We start from the raw sequence: 17,933 nt of genomic DNA, 5'->3' as shown, positions 1-17,933 counted from the left end.
GAATGATGGAAGTTATATCGTGATGATGTACCATTATTTTTATGATATAATTACTCAGATTATTACAATGATTTAGGCTATATTTACTTTTAGGCCCTAATTCATTATGAAATTAGAAAAGGAATTATTATGGCAAAGAAAGCACTGATAACAGGCGTAACAGGACAGGATGGCTCTTATCTCGCAGAGCTTCTACTGGGAAAAGGCTATGAGGTTCATGGCGTTATACGACGTTCATCTGTAGATTTTAGGGAGAGAATAGCACACCTTGAGGGTGCACCGAATTTTCATCTTCACTATGGGGATCTTGGAGATTCCATGAGTATCATGCAGGTGGTAAGCCTTGTCAGACCTGATGAAATATATAACCTGGCAGCTCAGAGCCATGTTCAGGTATCCTTTGATTCACCTGAATTTACGGCAGATGTTGATGCAACAGGTGTATTAAGAGTTCTTGAGGCTGTTCGTCTTTGTGGACTTGCTGATACATGCCGAATATATCAGGCATCAACTTCAGAACTTTATGGTAAGGTTGAGGAAGTTCCTCAGAACGAGAATACTCCCTTCCATCCCTACAGCCCTTATGCTGTTGCCAAGCAGTATGGATTCTGGATTGTTAAGGAATACAGAGAAGCTTACAACATGTTCTGCTGTTCGGGTATTCTGTTTAACCATGAGTCAGAAAGAAGAGGCGAGACTTTCGTTACAAGGAAGATAACTCTTGCAGCTGCAAGAATTTCCCAGGGAAAACAGGATAAGCTTTACCTTGGTAATCTGGATTCACTTCGTGACTGGGGTTATGCTAAGGATTACGTTGAATGTATGTGGCTGATTCTTCAGAATGACAAGCCTGAGGACTTTGTAATTGCTACAGGAGTTCAGCATTCTGTGAGAGAATTTGCAACACTTGCTTTCCGTTATGCAGGAATAGAGCTTGAGTGGCAGGGCGAAGGCATAGATGAGAAGGGTATAGATAAAGCCACAGGCAAGGTCATAATTGAAGTAAGTCCTGATTTTTACAGACCTACCGACGTAGTTAACCTTTGGGGAGATCCCACTAAGGCTAAGAAAGAGCTTGGATGGAATCCGACAGCAACAACTTTTGAGCAGCTTGTTGAGATCATGGTGAAGCATGATATGGAGAAGGTTGCGGTTGAACGTGCAGAGGAGCACATCAGAACCAATCTGGAAGAGTACCTTGAAAAGGGCGTTGTAAAATAATTTTATGACCCGAATATTTGTAGAATTGTGAGAATGACGAAGTTTTGAAGCAATTCGTATATCATATGGTGTCAAAAATTACTTTTGACACCCACATCATTTTATGGAATGAAACAAATTACATCATAAATTTTGGGAGGACAAAATAATATGAAAATCGCAGTTGCAGGAACAGGCTATGTAGGCCTTTCTTTGGCAGTACTTTTATCACAGCACAATGAGGTTACAGCAGTAGACATTCTTCCTGAAAAGGTTGAGAAATTAAACAATTGGAAAAGTCCTATACAGGATGATTATATTGAAAAGTTTTTGGATGAGCATGAAGAGAGAGGATTAAAACTTCATGCGACTACAGATGGTGCTGCAGCTTATGCAGATGCTGACTATGTTATCATAGCTGCACCCACTAACTATGATCCTCAGAAGAATTTCTTTGACTGTTCAGCAGTTGAAGCCGTTATTGATCTCGTACTTAAATCATCAGACCGTGCGGTTATGATAATTAAATCCACCATCCCTGTAGGTTATACACAGAAGGTAAGGGAGCAGTTTAAGACAGACAGAATTCTGTTTAGTCCTGAGTTTCTTAGGGAATCCAAGGCACTTTATGACAATCTCTATCCCAGCCGTATAATTGTTGGCTGCGATGATAATAGTCGAAAAGCTGCAGAGACATTTGCATCTCTCCTTGTTGAAGGCGCAGAAAAAGAGAATATTGATACTCTGTTTATGGGCTTTACAGAGGCTGAGGCGGTTAAGCTTTTTGCTAATACATATCTTGCACTCCGTGTATCTTACTTTAATGAGCTTGATACATATGCTGAGCTTAAGGGTCTTGATACAAAGGATATTATTGAAGGTGTATGTCTGGATCCCAGAATAGGAACACACTATAACAATCCCAGTTTTGGATACGGTGGTTATTGCCTTCCTAAGGATACAAAGCAGCTTCTTGCTAATTTCCAGGATGTTCCCGAAGATCTTATCAGAGCTATTGTTGAGAGTAACAGAACACGTAAGGATCATATTGCAGACAGAGTTCTTGAAAAAGCAGGTTATTATACTGCAAGCAGTATGTGGAATGCAGACAAAGAGCGTCCCATAACTGTTGGTGTATACAGACTTACTATGAAGAGCAACAGTGATAATTTCAGACAGAGCTCTATTCAGGGAGTTATGAAGCGCCTCAAGGCAAAGGGTGCAACGGTTATCATTTATGAGCCGACACTTCCTGACGGAACTACTTTCTTTGGATCTCTCGTTGTTAATGATATAAATAAGTTCAAGACTGGTTGCGACAGTATTATTGCAAACAGATACGATTCTGTTCTTGATGATGTTGAGGAGAAGGTTTATACCAGAGACCTCTTCAGAAGAGATTGATTTTGTTCATTTATAATGATTGTAGATAAGGCTGGTCTAAATCTCAGCTCTATTTACCCTTGTGAAAGGATTTAAATATACTAATGGAAGAGCTTGCAATTAATGGCGGAACGCCGGTCCGCAGTGAAAAAATTTATTATGGAAGTCAGTGCATTACAAAAGAGGATGTTGATGCTGTTGCACAAACTCTTGTGAGTCCGTTTATTACATGTGGTCCCAAGGTTGATGAAGCGGAGGAAAAGCTTAGAAAAATAACCGGAGCAAAGCATGCGATAGTCATGACAAATGATACCGCTGCTCTGCATACAGCATGTGTGATCGCAGGAGTTGGACCGGGTGATGAAGTTATAACCACTCCACTTACATTTATGGCAAGTGCAAACTGCGCTCTATATTGTGGTGCTAAGCCTGTTTTTGCAGATATTAATCCCAAGACTTATCAGATTGATCCCAAGAGTATAAGGGAGCATATAACTGAGAAGACCAAGGCAATAGTTGCGGTTGATTACACCGGGCAGGTTGTGGAGGTTGAGGAGATAAGGAAAATCTGTGATGAGTTCAATCTGGTATTCATAGAGGACGCAGCTCATTCCATAGGATCTAAATATAATGGAATACCTGTCGGATCATTGGCAGATATTACTACTTTTTCATTTCATCCTGTGAAGACGGTAACAGCAGGTGAAGGTGGTGCTGTCATCACCAATAATGACGAATATGCCAGAAAAGCTTATCTTTTCCGTTCTCATGGTATGGAACATGATCATTCCAAATTTATGACTCCTGCTGACGAGGATAACGGGGGAGTCTGGTACTATGAGCAGCAGCTTTTAGGAATGAATCTGAGGATGACCGATATACAGGCTGCTCTTCTGTCAAGCCAGCTTGATAAACTTGATCGTTTTGTTAAGAGAAGAAAAGAAATTGTTGAGATGTATAATGCAGCTTTTGCTGACGTGCCGGAAATTTTACTTGAGGAGGATATTCCTCAGTCGGATTCCAGCAGACATCTGTATGTCATAAGACTTGATCTTGAGAAACTAAGCTGCACAAGGCGTGAATTTTTTGAAGCAATGAGTGCTGAGAATGTTCAGTGCCAGGTACACTATATTCCGGTTTACTGGATGCCATTATACCAGGAGATGGGATATAAGAAGGGACTTTGTCCTGTTGCAGAGGATGTATATAAGGGAATCATGAGTATACCGCTTTATCCTATGATGACGGATGAAGATGTAGATGATGTTATCAGAGCTGTTAAAAAACTTGTAGACTATTACAGGAAGTAATCTTTTGTCGTTAAGTGTTCGTTAAATAGGAAGTGATAATTCGATAGCAAGGATTGGTATACTATAGTGCCGGACTTATACAACAAACAGAAGACAGACGTTAGATATTATTGCAGGATTATTCTGATTTTGGTAGCAGATGCGCTTAGCGTTGTTGCAGCACATCTGCTCTCTTTGCTTGTGCGTTTTGATTTCAAATATCGCGAAATACCTCAGATTTATACAGATAATATTTTGTATATGCTGCCGATAGCTACGTTGACAACCCTTGCTGTATATTATGTTTTCAGGCTGTATCACAGCATTTGGAGATTTGCCTCACTTACTGAAGTATACAGGATTATCGGGGCATATTTTGTTATTGCGATCCTTCTTTTTACGGAGAACAGAATTGAAAGGATAAATCTTCCCAGAAGCTGCATGTTTATGGGAATAATACTTAATCTGATATTCTGTATGGGAATCAGATTTTCCTACAGAATATTCAGAGGCAGTGTATTTAGGATTAATCCTAAGGACAGAGAACTCATAGAACGTGCCAATGTTATGATAATTGGTGCCGGCGCAGCAGGACGTGAACTTATTACAGATTTAAAGCTCGACAAAAGATATAAAGTAAGGGTGATAATTGATGATAATAAGACTACCTGGGGCAGATATCTGGGAGGAATTAAGATAGGTGGCGGACGAAACAGCATAACTGAGCTTTGCGAAAAGTATGACATTGACAGGATTATATTCGCAATCCCTTCCGCCAGCGATAAAGACAGACGAGAAATCCTTAATATATGTAAGGAAACTGGATGTAAATTACAGACTGTTCCGGGATTGACCCAGATAGTATCTGAAGAAGTAAGTGTATCGAGACTTCGTGATGTAAATCTTGAGGACCTCTTGGAGAGAGATGAGGTAAGAGTTAATAATAGCGAAATCTTAGAAGCAATCAGTGACAAGGTAGTCATGGTCACAGGTGGTGGTGGCTCTATCGGGTCAGAACTGTGCAGACAGATAGCGGCTGCAAATCCCAAGTTGCTAATTATTTTTGATATATATGAGAATAATGCATATGATATCGAGCAGGAGCTTAAGCGAAAATATCCGGATCTTAAGGTTGAAGCACTTATCGGATCTGTTCGAAACACGGACAGAATCAATAATGTACTTAAGCAGTACAGACCTGATATTATTTTTCATGCTGCTGCACACAAGCATGTTCCGCTTATGGAAAAGAGTCCGAACGAAGCAGTTAAGAACAATATTTTTGGAACCTATAAGACAGCTCTTGCGGCAGCTAAATATGGAGTCAAGAGATTTCTGCTTATTTCTACGGATAAAGCTGTTAACCCTACATCATTTATGGGGGCTTCGAAGCGAGTCTGTGAAATGATTGTTCAGATGATGAACAGAAAGAGTAGTGGTACGATTTTTGCAGCAGTGAGATTTGGCAATGTTCTCGGATCCAATGGATCCGTTATACCGCTGTTTAAGCAGCAGATTGCTGAGGGCGGACCTGTTACAGTGACGCACAAGGACATAGTGAGATACTTCATGACGATTCCTGAAGCGGTTTCTCTGGTTTTGCAGGCGTCATATTATGCGACCGGTGGTGAGATATTTATCCTTGATATGGGAAAACCGGTCAGAATAGACGATATGGCAAGGAATCTCATTAAGCTCTCAGGTTATAAGCCGGATGAAGATATAGAGATAGTTTACACAGGACTTCGCCCGGGAGAGAAGCTGTACGAGGAGCTTCTTATGGATGATGAGGGCAAAGAGAAGACTGCAAATAACATGATATATATTGGACATCCGATAGAGATGAATGATTCAGAATTTGAAGAGAAGTTAAGAATACTTGATGAGGCTTCTAAAAAGGATAGCGCAGAAGTGAAAAGTATGGTTGCTGATATAGTCGGGACATATCATCCTTGAAAAATCTCTGAATTTCTGTTTATATAAAAAATTAGTGACTAGTTAAGAAGTGAAAGGAGTTACTTTGATGGATTACAAAGACAATATGGAGATAGATCTCATAGATCTTGCGCTGTATCTTCTTCGCAGATGGAAGGTAATGGTAGTATGTGCAATAGTGGGAGCTGTTCTTTTAGGTGCCTTCGGATATTTGAAGAGTGGAGTTGTTGTTGATAAGGAAACAGGTGAGCCTGTTGCTGTTGCAAATTCAAGCAATTCCAATGCTGCAGAACTACGGATTAAACTAACGGAGCCCAGCGCAAAGTATTGTGAAGTAGCTGCTGAACAGTACGAAGAGAATATGCAGAACTATATGCGTGCAATTGAGCATAATGAAAAATCTCCTGTTCTTACCATGAATGCCTACGATGTCTCCAGAGTAACAAAACAGTATGTAATGGATGACTTTGTAAATGGCAGTAACACATCTGTAAGCATCAGAGGTGCTGCTGATGGTATATCCTCACCTCTGGATTCGGATTTATCCGGTAATACAATAGAAATAAGTAATGCAGAAAGCAGACTTAATAATATTGTTGTTGCATACAGTAATGAACTTATGACTGCTGATACCGTTGCTGAGATAAAAAAAGCAATCGGTGCAGATGAAGAACTTGATGCTACATCCATAAGAGAGATGGTTAGAATAGTGCTGGATGCTGATTCTATTTTGACAATTAGTACCTTTGGAAATACCAAGGAAGATGCTAAGGCTGTTATGGATGTTCTTGATAGTCATTTTGATGCTGTTACAGAAACTGTAAGTGGTGTATACAACTATGATATCACTCCTGTTGGAACATATTATTTTGAAGGCTATGACGGCTATATTCTTGGACTTCAGACCAACAGTGAGAATACTATTAATACATTGAGAAATTATATAACAGGTCTTTCCAATGCAATGTCTGTTGAGGAAAAAGCCTATTTTAATGCTATTGTGGCCGATTATTCAAATGAAAACGAAGAGGCAGATGCTACTGATGATTCTTCTGTAGAAACGATGGTTGTGAGAACTGTAAGCAAGAAATACATTGCTGCAGGCCTTGTAGGTGGAATTTTTATAGTAGCGTTCCTCTATGCCTTGTTTTATGTCCTTTCAGGTAAGGTTCACACCGCTGATGATATAAGAAGAGCTTTTGGCATTTCTGTTATCGGAGAGGTTAAGAGTAATGCAGGCGAGTTTGGACTCGTATCCCAGGGGGCTGCCATTGGGGCTTCAAAACTTTCAAGTAATAGTGTATATATTATGGGTGCATCTGATGATGATATTTCTGTTAAGATCAGAAATGCCATTTGTAAAGAGATGAATCAGGATGCCCATCTGTCAAGCGTAAAGGCTGGAAGCTCAGCAGTCAATGATGCTGTTTCCATGAAGGATCTCTCAGATTCTGATGCTGTTGTTCTTGTTGAAAAAATAGACAAATCACGTTTTGAGGATGTTGCAAGAGAAGTTGAGCTTTGTAAGAAGTTTGGCGTGAATATTCTCGGCGCAGTGGTTGTAAGATAAGAAAGGATATGTTTTATGTGTGGAATAGTAGGATATGTAGGTAGAAAGCAGGCAGCTCCGATTCTTTTGGATGGTTTGTCTAAGCTTGAGTATCGCGGATATGATTCAGCAGGCCTGGCTGTTAGAGATTTAGACGGGAAGGTCAAGGTTGTAAAGGCAAAGGGCAGACTTAAGGTTCTTGCTGAAAAGACCAATGATGGAACTTCTCTTCAGGGAACTATCGGTATCGGTCATACCAGATGGGCAACTCATGGCGAACCCTCTGAAATCAATGCTCATCCTCATGTTTCAGCTAATGAGTTTGCACATGGCACAACAGTAGAAGAAGCAAATGTTGTTGGTGTTCATAATGGAATCATCGAGAATTATCAGGAACTTAGAGAAAAGCTTCTTCGTCATGGTTATGAATTCTATTCACAGACTGATACTGAGGTGGCAGTTAAGCTTGTTGACTACTATTACAAGAAGTATAATATCGGCCCCATAGATGCTATTGCTAAAACAATGGTACGTGTGCGCGGATCCTATGCACTTGCGCTTATGTTCAAGGATTATCCGGATCAGATATGGGTTGCCCGCAAAGACTCCCCTATGGTTATCGGTGTTGAGGATGGTGCTACCTATGTCGCATCTGATGTGCCTGCAATCCTTAAGTACACAAGAAATGTTTACTACATTGGCAATCAGGAAATGGCATGTCTTACAGAAGGCGATGCAAAGTTCTACAACCTTGATGGTGATGAAATCCAGAAGGATAAGGTAGAGATCAAATGGGATGCTGAGGCTGCTGAAAAAGGTGGATTTGAGCATTTCATGATGAAGGAAATCCATGAGCAGCCAAAGGCTGTTGAAGATACAATTAACTCTGTGGTTAAAGGCAATAAAATAGACCTTTCAGAGTGCGGAATAAGTGATGAAAAGATTAAAAACATAAGACAGATTTACATTGTTGCCTGCGGTTCTGCATGGCATGTGGGTATGGCTGCCCAGTATGTGTTTGAGGAGCTTTCCCATATTCCTGTCAGAGTTGAACTTGCTTCAGAATTCAGATATAGAAAACCGCTTCTTGATAAAGATGATCTCGTAATGATCATTTCACAGTCAGGTGAGACAGCTGATTCTCTTGCTGCGCTCCGTGAGGCTAAGAATCAGGGTGTTGCTACTCTTGGAGTAGTAAATGTTGTGGGTTCATCAATCGCCAGAGAGGCTGATCACGTACTGTATACCCTCGCAGGACCAGAGATCGCGGTTGCTACTACAAAGGCATACAGCACTCAGCTTGTAGCATGCTATGCTCTTGCTGTTCATTTTGGATACGTGAGAGAACTTATCGATGATGAAAAATGTGCAGAGTATATCTCTGAGATGAAGACTATACCTGAAAAGATACAGAAGATTCTCGATGATAAGGAAAGACTTCAGTGGTTTGCAGCAAAATATGCAAATGCAAAGGATGTATTCTTTGTAGGACGTGGAATTGATTATGCAGCTTCTCTTGAGGGAAGCCTTAAGATGAAAGAAATTTCATATATTCATTCAGAGGCTTATGCAGCAGGTGAGCTTAAGCATGGTACCATAAGCCTTATCGAGGATGGAATCCTGGTTATAGGTGTGCTTACTCAGAATGACCTTTATGAAAAGACAATCAGCAATATGGTTGAATGTAAGGCCAGAGGAGCTTATCTGATGGGACTTACGACCTATGGCCACTATGAGATAGAGGATACGGTTGATTTTGCAGCATATGTTCCAAAGATTGATGAGCACTTTGCGGCATCTCTTGCGGTTATACCTCTTCAGCTTTTGGGTTATTACATAAGCGTTGCAAAGGGACTTGATGTAGATAAGCCAAGAAACCTTGCAAAGAGCGTAACTGTAGAATAAAATAAAAAACTTGCAAAATGAGTAACTGAGGAGTAAAGTATATTACTCATAAGGTGAAAAGCTCTGCAGGATAAAAATTATATGACGATTAACCATTATGATTGGATATACAGATTGTGCAGAACACTAGCCTATTGTGATACAAAGAAATAAAAGGAAAGATAGTATTTAGATGAATATTGTATTATTATCCGGAGGATCAGGTCAGCGTCTTTGGCCTCTCTCCAACGATATAAGATCAAAGCAGTTTATTAAAATATTTAAGGATCAGAACGGTGATTATGAATCCATGGTTCAGCGTGTCTATCGTCAGCTTAAGGAAGTTGACAAGGATGCTAAGATCACGATAGCAACCAGTAAGACACAGATTTCAGCCATTCATAATCAGCTCGGAACAGACGTGGGAATATCAATCGAACCTTGCAGAAGAGATACATTTCCTGCAATAGCACTCGCCAGTGCCTATCTTCATGATAAGCAGGGAGTAGCACTTGATGAACCTGTGGTTGTATGCCCCGTGGATCCGTATGTTGACAGAGAGTATTTCCTAGCACTTGAAAAACTCTCTGACCTTGCAGCTAAAGGAGATGCGAATCTTACATTATTGGGAATGGATCCCACTTATCCTTCAGAGAAATATGGATATATTATTCCTGAGGATAAATCTGATGTATCAAAAGTAGTATCTTTCAAAGAGAAACCGGATGTAGCTACCGCAAAGGAATACATTTCAAAGGGCGCTCTTTGGAACGGCGGTATTTTTGCATATAAGCTTTCTTATCTTCTTGATAAGGCTCATGAGATCATTGATTTCAAGGATTATGATGATCTTTTTGGAAAGTATGCAACCCTTGAAAAGATTTCCTTTGACTATGCAGTAGTTGAAAAGGAATCAAATATCAGTGTTATGCGATTTGCAGGTCTCTGGAAAGATCTTGGAACCTGGAATACACTTACCGAAGCCATGGAAGAAAATGTAATCGGTGAGGCACTTTTAAATGATAAGTGTGATGGAGTTCATGTAATAAATGATCTCAATATTCCTGTTATTGTTATGGGACTAAAGGATGCAGTAGTTGCAGCTTCTCCGGAGGGTATCCTTGTGTCTGATAAGGAACAGAGCTCATACATAAAGCCCTTCGTAGAAAAAATCGAGCAGCCGATAATGTTTGCTGAGAAATCCTGGGGAAGTTACAGAGTGCTGGATGCTGAAAAGGATTCTCTTACAATCAAGGTCACATTAAATCCTGGGCATGAGATGAACTATCATAGCCATGAGAGAAGAGATGAGGTCTGGAGTATTGTTCGAGGCGTAGGAAAAGTCATCATTGATGGACAGGAGCAGATAGTACGTCCGGGTGATGTGGTAAACATGAAAGCCGGAAGCAAGCACACCATTATCAATGAAAGTGACGAGGAACTTCAGGTAATAGAAGTTCAGCTTGGAACCGACATTTCTGTTGAAGATAAGATAAAATACACTTTGTAATTGCAGAATCTGATTCGATACGATTTCTGAATTTTCGAGGGAATTTTGGAATCCGATTACATAATGATTACATACAAAAAGAGCTTCGCGTTTGCGAAGCTCTTTTTGCGCGCAGAGCGTGGGATTCGAACCCACGCGCCGGAAACCGGCCTAAAGCATTTCGAGTGCTCCCTCTTGGACCTCTTGAGTAGCTCTGCATAATTGTGCGCTGATTTTTACATGCTTTATTATTATAAAAGGGTGGATAAGTTAAGTCAATCAATATATTGTGATAGCACTGACATAAAAACGTATTGTTTTTCATATTTTATGATGCTCATATACGAACTATGATATGCGTGAATACATTCGAAAATAAGCCAATAAATTTACAAAATAATAATAATTACACTATATGGCCTATGGTATAATATGATTGTTGATATTACTTGTACATCTAACAGGAAAGGAGCTTTTCTATGAAGTATGTATGTGGCACATGTGGCTATGTTTATGATGAGGCAGCAGGCGATCCGGATAACGGAATAGCACCCGGAACAAAGTGGGATGAACTCCCGGCAGATTTTGTTTGCCCGCTTTGCGGAGTAGGCAAGGACGAGTTTAAGCCCGAGTAATAATTTGAGTAACAAACAAAAGTGAATATAAAGTTTTAAGTGAAGGTATGCGGTATGTGCTGCATACCTTTTTTCTATTTGCAAAGGATTCATAGTGAGCTTTACAAATTTAATAAAGAGTTGTTGATGCCCTCGTAATTGAGTATAATTAGTTAGTTGAAGTTCAAAATATTTGGGGATTTTTAGATGGCATACGTAGCTTTATACAGAAAGTTCAGACCCCCTGTCTTTGATGATGTTAAGGGACAGGATCATATAGTAACTACGCTGAAGAATCAGATCAAATCAGACAGAATCGGACACGCATACCTGTTTTGCGGAACCAGAGGAACCGGTAAGACCTCTGTTGCGAAGATCATGGCAAGAGCGGTTAACTGCGAAACACCAAGGGATGGAAGTCCCTGTGGAGAGTGTCCTACCTGCAAGGCGATAGAGTCCGGTGCGGCGATGGGGAATGTTATTGAAATTGATGCTGCATCAAATAACGGCGTAGATAATATTCGTGAGATTATAGATGAGATTTCCTATTCCCCTACAGTTGGAAAATATAAGGTATACATTATCGATGAGGTTCATATGCTTTCAACGGGAGCATTTAATGCACTGTTGAAGAGTCTTGAGGAACCGCCGTCTTATGTAATATTCATTTTGGCAACCACAGAGGTCCAGAAGATACCGATTACAATCCTTTCAAGATGTCAGAGGTATGATTTTCATAGAATAACCATAGATACCATTGCTGACAGACTTAGGGAAGTTGTTGATAAAGAAGGAATACAGGTTGAGGATAAAGCCTTAAGATATGTTGCCAAGGCAGCAGACGGATCCATGCGAGATTCTTTAAGTCTTCTGGATCAGTGTATAGCGTTTAATTATGGTGAAGAGCTGACCTACGATAAGGTGCTTGGAGTACTTGGTGCAGTAGATACCGAGATATTTGGAAGACTTTTTTCACATCTGATAAAGCAGGATGTGACTGGAGCGCTGAACCTGCTGTCTGAGATAGTAATAAAGGGGCGCGAGCTTTCCCAGTTTGTAAATGACTTCATATGGTATCTCCGGAATCTGATGCTGGTAAGTACATCGGATGACATGGAGGATGCGGTGGATATGTCCACCGACAACTTAAATATCCTGAAAGAACTTGCTAAGAATTCTGATGTGGATACAATAATGCGATATATCAGAGTTTTCTCCGAGCTTTCACAGAGCCTAAAATATGCGCCGCAGAAACGAATTCTTATAGAGGTTGCAATCATCAGACTTTGCAAGCCGCAGATGGATGAGGGGAATGACGCTTTGCTTGACAGAATCAGAATCCTCGAAGAGAAAAGTCAGGAACTTGATGGCGTGCTGGACGGGATAAAATCCGGTCAGATTGCGGTAAGTTCAGGAGGGGGTGGCACGTACGGAAACGGTAGGAATTCAGCGAATGCCTCCGGAACGGGTCAAACACCAGAAAAGACACAGATTCTTGAGTCAGCGGTAGCTGAAGATGTGAAAAAGGTTGTTAACAACTGGGGCAGGATTCTTGTGAAAATGAGTAATCCGATGCGAGTATACATGGAGAAAGCGGTACTGAGTCAGGGAAATGATAACAAACTTTTCATTGTGCTCGATAATAAGGAGCGCGTGCAAAAGTATAACGATGATCCGGGGAAATCTGAATTATCTGCTGTGCTGGATGAAGCTATAGGGAAACATATAGATTTTGAAATGCGTTACGCCGATCACGATAAGCCCATGCAGGAACAGTACGTAAGCCTTAATAACATCCACTTTGACATAGTTACTGAAGAGGACGTAGAGATGCCGGAGCTTCCTTTGGAGATGCAGATGACTGAAGATGACGAGTCTGATTCACAGTTGGAAGGGTCTCAGGAGCAATCTTATGAGGAATATGAGAATTCCGGAGGAAACATAATTACCGGAATTGATGATGATTCATATTTTGATGATCAACAGGCTATGGATGACGAGAATGCCTTCGAAGAGAAGGACCATGATGAAGATGAGTAAATAAGCACCGCTAACATAGCGAACTTATAGTTACTATTTACTCAGCTCTGAGCACTTGCTGCGCTGAGTGTGAGAAGGTTTATAGTTTTGCATATTGGATTTACGAAACAAGTTTGAAATATTGCTAAGTGCTATGCTTAAATAAAGTATTAACAGGAGGAATAATAAAATGGCAAAAAGAGGTGGATTTCCCGGGGGCATGCCCGGAAACATGAATAATCTTATGAAACAGGCACAGCGCATGCAGCGCCAGATGGAGGAGAGCCAGAAAGAGCTTGAAACAAAGGAGTTTAAGGCGAGCGCAGGCGGTGGTGCAGTAGAGGCAGTTGTTAATGGAAGCAAAAAACTGTTATCTATAACTATTGCACAGGATGCAGTAGATCCTGATGATGTTGAGATGCTGCAGGATATGATAGTTGCTGCTGTTAACGAGGCTATGGATCTTGCTGAAAAGGCCCAGGGCGACATCATGGGCAAAATGACAGGAGGCCTCGGTGGTCTCGGAGGACTTTCATTTTAATGGATTTATATAGCGGACATATTAACAGATTGATCGAAGAGCTTTCATCCCTTCCGGGGATTGGAGGCAAGTCGGCCCAGAGATTGGCTTTTTATATAATAGGACTTCCCAAGGACAGGGTTTTAAGGCTGGCAAACTCGCTTACGGATGCAAGAGAAAATGTACATTACTGCAGTAAATGCTGCACTCTTACAGACAACGAGATTTGCCCGATCTGTGCCAATGAAAAGCGTGATCATAGAACGATAATGGTTGTGGAGAATGCAAGAGACCTTGCAGCTTATGAGAAGACAGGAAAATATGATGGCGTTTATCATGTGCTCCATGGGGCTATTTCGCCAATGCTTGGAATCGGGCCGGGAGATATAAAACTTAAAGAGCTGATGCAAAGGCTACAGACTGATCCGGTCGATGAAGTTATTATTGCAACAAATTCAAGCCTCGAGGGCGAGACTACAGGAATGTATATCAGTAAGCTTGTTAAGCCGACAGGTATTAAGGTTACAAGAATTGCAAGTGGTGTTCCGGTAGGAGGAGATCTGGAATACATTGACGAAGTTACTTTGCTTCGTGCATTGGAAGGCAGAACTGAATTATAAATCTTTGGAGGTAAGATGATGAGTGTGAAAAGAGAATTTCTTGGAGAAGCAAAAGACGGTGCACCTATCTATGGATATCATATGACAAACAGCCAGGGGACAGAAGTTTGCCTTATGAATTACGGTGCCGCAATCCGTAATATTTTTGTGAAGGACAAAAACGGAGAAAAAAGAGATATAGTTCTTGGATTTGATGATCCTGAGAAGTATTTTGATAACTCATGTTTTCTTGGTGTAGTCGTAGGTCCTGTTGCAAACAGAGTTGGCGGAGCAAGTTATGAAATAGACGGAAAGAAATTTCAGATGGCCGTTAATGATGGACCTAATAACCTTCACAGTGATTTTGACAATGGCTTTCATAAAAGAGTATGGGAGGCTTCAGAAACTGAGGACAGCGTGACCTTCACACTGAAAGCAGAGGATGGGGATCTTGGTTTTTCAGGTAACAGAGTGTTTTACGTTACATATTCACTGTCAGAAGACAATGCATTATCACTTCATTACCATGCGGTAAGTGATGCAAAAACATTGATAAATCTTACTAACCATTGCTACTTTAACCTTCGTGGACAGGGCACCGGTTCAATTACCGATCACATTGCCCAGTTCAATTCATCAAAGACAACAGTTGTTGGTGATGGACTTATTCCTACAGGAGAGTTCGCAGATGTAGAGGGTACTCCTTTTGATTTTAGAAAAGAAAAAGGAATCGGCCTGGAGATAGATGCTGATGACCCTCAGATTAAGCTTGGCGGTGGCTATGATCATAATTTCATTATAGATGGCGCCGATGGAACAAGACGAGTTTTTGCTACGGTAAAATGTCCTGAGTCAGGCATTACCATGCAGTGTTCAACAACTCTTCCCGGATTTCAGTTTTACGCAGGTAACTTCCTTGAAGCTGAAGGAGGAAAAGGCGGTGTCGACTATAAGCCAAGAGAAGGTTTTTGCTTAGAAACACAGATCTTCCCTGATGCAATACATCATGCAGGATTCCCTGATGCTGTATTTGGACCTGAGCGTGAATACGATTCAATTACTGTATATAGATTTTTGTAAATTATTGATTATTGCAGCCAATTATGTTGGCTGCAAAATTATAATAATGCATTTTTTGGAAAAGAGTTTTAAATGGCAGAAGTCAAAGATTTCACCAAGTATATTAAGAAATTACAAAAGAAGAATTCCGCAGGTGATGAAAGGGATTACGATCCCTTTGAAGCCTTAAACAGAGATTATGATTGGGATGACAATCAGGATAAGTCTCTTGATGCGGAAGATGATTATGAGAGCACCGGGCCTTCATATCAGGAAAAAATCAGAAAACACCGTATAGCTGTGTTTATAAGAACGGTAGTCATATTGGTAATAGCTGTCTTTGTAGTTGCTGCTGTATATATCAGCTGGAGAGATAAACAATTTACGGAAAGTTCGATCATTTCATCGGTTAGAATAACTGATGCCAGCGGGGCAAAGGCAATAAATCTTGGGGGATATATTTTATCCTACAGTAAAGACGGCGCAAGCTGTATAGATGGTCAGGGGCAGCAGCTTTGGAACCAGACATACCAGATGCAGAACCCAACAGTTCATACCTGTAAAAATGTTGTGGCTATAGGCGACTATAACGGGCACAACATATATGTGGCTAATACCAGTGGGACACTGGGTGAGATTGATACTAATCTTCCTATCAGAGATTTTTGTGTAGCTTCACAGGGGGTAGTTGCAGCTGCTCTTGATGATAAGAATGTGACCTGGATATATCTTTTCGATGCTTCAGGTAATACTCTTGCGAATTTCAAAACTACAATGCAGGATAGTGGTTATCCTGTCGACATAGCCATATCACCGAGTGGAGAATTGGTCTGTGTGTCATATCTGAAAGCGGATAGTGGCAGAATAAAGACAAGCGTGGCGTTTTTTAATTTCGGTGCTGTCGGACAAAATCTGGCAGATAATTATGCCAGCGGATACGATTATCCTAATGTGGTAGTGCCTTATGTGCAGTTTATGAATGACTCCAGGATATTTGCAGTAGCTGATGACAGAATAATGTTTTATTCAGGAAAAGAAGTTCCGACCAGCCAGACAGAGAGTCTTACCGGAGAAGAAGAAATAAAATCGGTGTTTTATAACGAATCCCATGTGGGTATTGTTTTTGTAAACAATACTGATGAGGGTGCGTATAGATTGCAGATATATGGTGAATCAGGTAATCTGGAAACCACATTGTACTTTGATACCGAATACGTAGATGTGCTATTTGAAAGCGGACAGATACTTGTTTACGGCGAAAATGAGTACATACTTTATGATATGAAGGGAAATGAAAAATACAGAGCAGGTTTCGACCGCGCGGTTAAAGTCATGATACCTACTAATGTAAGGAGTAAGTTTATTCTGGTTACCGAGAACTCTATTGATACTCTTGAATTAAAATAATTAGAAATGTACAAGTCTTTATTAAGAACGCTTTCATCTTTTGATGAAGGCGTTTACTGTTAATGACGTACGAACACGCTAATATTTTACTATATCGTATGCATATGATTTTTATCTGTTGTGCCTCAATAAGTCCAGAATTCTATTACTTTTTGAACGCCAAGATGAAAATCATTTCGAGAACCTATACAGATAAATATTGTGATTAAAGTTTTATAAAATAATAAGTGGTAAAGATAAAAGTTTTATAAAGTATCTATTATATATAGTAAAAGTTTGATAAACTCCGATCCTTGTTTCGGGAGGGGAATCTATAGATAAGGGGAATTATAATGGATGTAATGGAATTTATATCAATGCCGCAGGTGATAGTATCACTTGCGGTATTAATTGTACTATTGTGGAGAGTGTCCTATGGATTCAAGTTTGGACTGATCAATGAACTGATTGAAATAGCAGGACTCGCTGTAGGATTCGTGATATTTACACTCTCCGCAGGTTCTATAGGAAAGCTGATTCATGGAGAGAACCTGCAGATATTCAGAACGATAGTTGAGCTGGCAATAGTGGTGGTTATATATAGAGTGGTCCAGGGAATTGCCAGAGGGACAAAAGGAGCAGGCAAGGTTCCTATACTCAGTAATGTTAATAAACTACTTGGAGCATGCTTTGGAGCACTTGAAACTTACATGTGGGTAATGCTTATTCAACATATAATTGGATATCGAATAGACGATGCAATAAATTTTACATTTTTAAAAATTATTAGTTGCATTCCCATGTAAGTGATGCTATAATCAATTTCGCTCACTTCGAGAGAGAACAATACAAGAGTTGATAACTGCTTGATTAAATCTTTTGAAGAAAAGCAAAAAACTTCTTGACAGAAAGTCGTAGACATGATATTCTATCAGAGTTGCGGCTGACAAGCCAAGACAAAGCACTTTGACAATGAAATAGTAATGCAACCCTGAAAATTCCAAAAA

The 17,933-nt window shown here is 40.3% G+C and carries 14 protein-coding genes and 1 tRNA gene; 14 read left to right on the top strand and 1 reads right to left on the bottom strand.

Annotation, left to right across the window (positions count from 1 at the left end):
• The first annotated feature begins 129 nt into the window (after positions 1-129).
• From gmd to T501_RS08050, 7 genes are all read left to right on the top strand, one after another.
• Positions 130-1,221, top strand: coding sequence for a GDP-mannose 4,6-dehydratase (gene gmd, locus T501_RS08080; protein WP_044914225.1), 1,092 nt, complete (start codon positions 130-132; stop codon positions 1,219-1,221).
• 150 nt (positions 1,222-1,371) lie between these two features.
• Positions 1,372-2,604: a nucleotide sugar dehydrogenase gene (locus T501_RS08075; RefSeq protein WP_026510188.1), complete on the top strand. Its 1,233-nt coding sequence runs from the start codon at positions 1,372-1,374 to the stop codon at positions 2,602-2,604.
• A gap of 83 nt (positions 2,605-2,687) precedes the next feature.
• Positions 2,688-3,893: a UDP-4-amino-4,6-dideoxy-N-acetyl-beta-L-altrosamine transaminase gene (gene pseC / locus T501_RS08070; RefSeq protein ID WP_044914224.1), complete on the top strand. Its 1,206-nt coding sequence runs from the start codon at positions 2,688-2,690 to the stop codon at positions 3,891-3,893.
• 66 nt (positions 3,894-3,959) lie between these two features.
• Complete coding sequence (locus T501_RS08065) at positions 3,960-5,828, top strand: polysaccharide biosynthesis protein (protein WP_044914222.1); 1,869 nt, start codon at positions 3,960-3,962, stop codon at positions 5,826-5,828.
• A 67-nt stretch (positions 5,829-5,895) separates the two neighbouring features.
• Positions 5,896-7,377, top strand: a complete 1,482-nt coding sequence (locus tag T501_RS08060) for a hypothetical protein (RefSeq protein WP_044914220.1) — start codon at positions 5,896-5,898, stop codon at positions 7,375-7,377.
• A gap of 15 nt (positions 7,378-7,392) precedes the next feature.
• Complete coding sequence (glmS, locus tag T501_RS08055) at positions 7,393-9,261, top strand: glutamine--fructose-6-phosphate transaminase (isomerizing) (protein WP_026510192.1); 1,869 nt, start codon at positions 7,393-7,395, stop codon at positions 9,259-9,261.
• Between the two features lie 172 nt (positions 9,262-9,433).
• Positions 9,434-10,750, top strand: coding sequence for a sugar phosphate nucleotidyltransferase (locus tag T501_RS08050; protein WP_026510193.1), 1,317 nt, complete (start codon positions 9,434-9,436; stop codon positions 10,748-10,750).
• A 110-nt stretch (positions 10,751-10,860) separates the two neighbouring features.
• Here the strand turns inward: T501_RS08050 and T501_RS08045 are convergent.
• A tRNA-Ser gene (locus T501_RS08045) sits at positions 10,861-10,947 on the bottom strand.
• Between the two features lie 261 nt (positions 10,948-11,208).
• Between T501_RS08045 and T501_RS08040 the strand changes: the two genes are divergently transcribed.
• The 7 genes from T501_RS08040 (at position 11,209) to T501_RS08010 (ending at position 17,732) form a co-directional block, all read left to right on the top strand.
• Positions 11,209-11,364, top strand: coding sequence for a rubredoxin (locus T501_RS08040; protein WP_044914219.1), 156 nt, complete (start codon positions 11,209-11,211; stop codon positions 11,362-11,364).
• A gap of 186 nt (positions 11,365-11,550) precedes the next feature.
• Complete coding sequence (gene dnaX, locus T501_RS08035; RefSeq protein WP_081843090.1) at positions 11,551-13,383, top strand: DNA polymerase III subunit gamma/tau; 1,833 nt, start codon at positions 11,551-11,553, stop codon at positions 13,381-13,383.
• A 169-nt stretch (positions 13,384-13,552) separates the two neighbouring features.
• Positions 13,553-13,903, top strand: coding sequence for a YbaB/EbfC family nucleoid-associated protein (locus tag T501_RS08030; protein WP_026510195.1), 351 nt, complete (start codon positions 13,553-13,555; stop codon positions 13,901-13,903).
• Positions 13,903-14,502: a recombination mediator RecR gene (gene recR / locus T501_RS08025; RefSeq protein WP_026510196.1), complete on the top strand. Its 600-nt coding sequence runs from the start codon at positions 13,903-13,905 to the stop codon at positions 14,500-14,502. The genes T501_RS08030 and recR overlap by 1 nt, the downstream gene beginning before the upstream one ends.
• Positions 14,503-14,520: 18 nt before the next feature.
• Complete coding sequence (locus T501_RS08020; RefSeq protein WP_044914217.1) at positions 14,521-15,561, top strand: aldose epimerase family protein; 1,041 nt, start codon at positions 14,521-14,523, stop codon at positions 15,559-15,561.
• 72 nt (positions 15,562-15,633) lie between these two features.
• Complete coding sequence (locus T501_RS08015; RefSeq protein ID WP_050008199.1) at positions 15,634-16,947, top strand: DUF5711 family protein; 1,314 nt, start codon at positions 15,634-15,636, stop codon at positions 16,945-16,947.
• 332 nt (positions 16,948-17,279) lie between these two features.
• Positions 17,280-17,732, top strand: a complete 453-nt coding sequence (locus T501_RS08010) for a CvpA family protein (protein ID WP_044914216.1) — start codon at positions 17,280-17,282, stop codon at positions 17,730-17,732.
• Positions 17,733-17,933: the final 201 nt, after the last annotated feature.

Origin of the sequence: Butyrivibrio sp. WCE2006, assembly GCF_000701985.1 — a bacterium.
Lineage (GTDB): Bacteria > Bacillota > Clostridia > Lachnospirales > Lachnospiraceae > Butyrivibrio.
The sequence above is the reverse complement of the archived record's forward strand: the minus strand, read 5'-3'. Positions and strand labels throughout refer to the sequence as shown.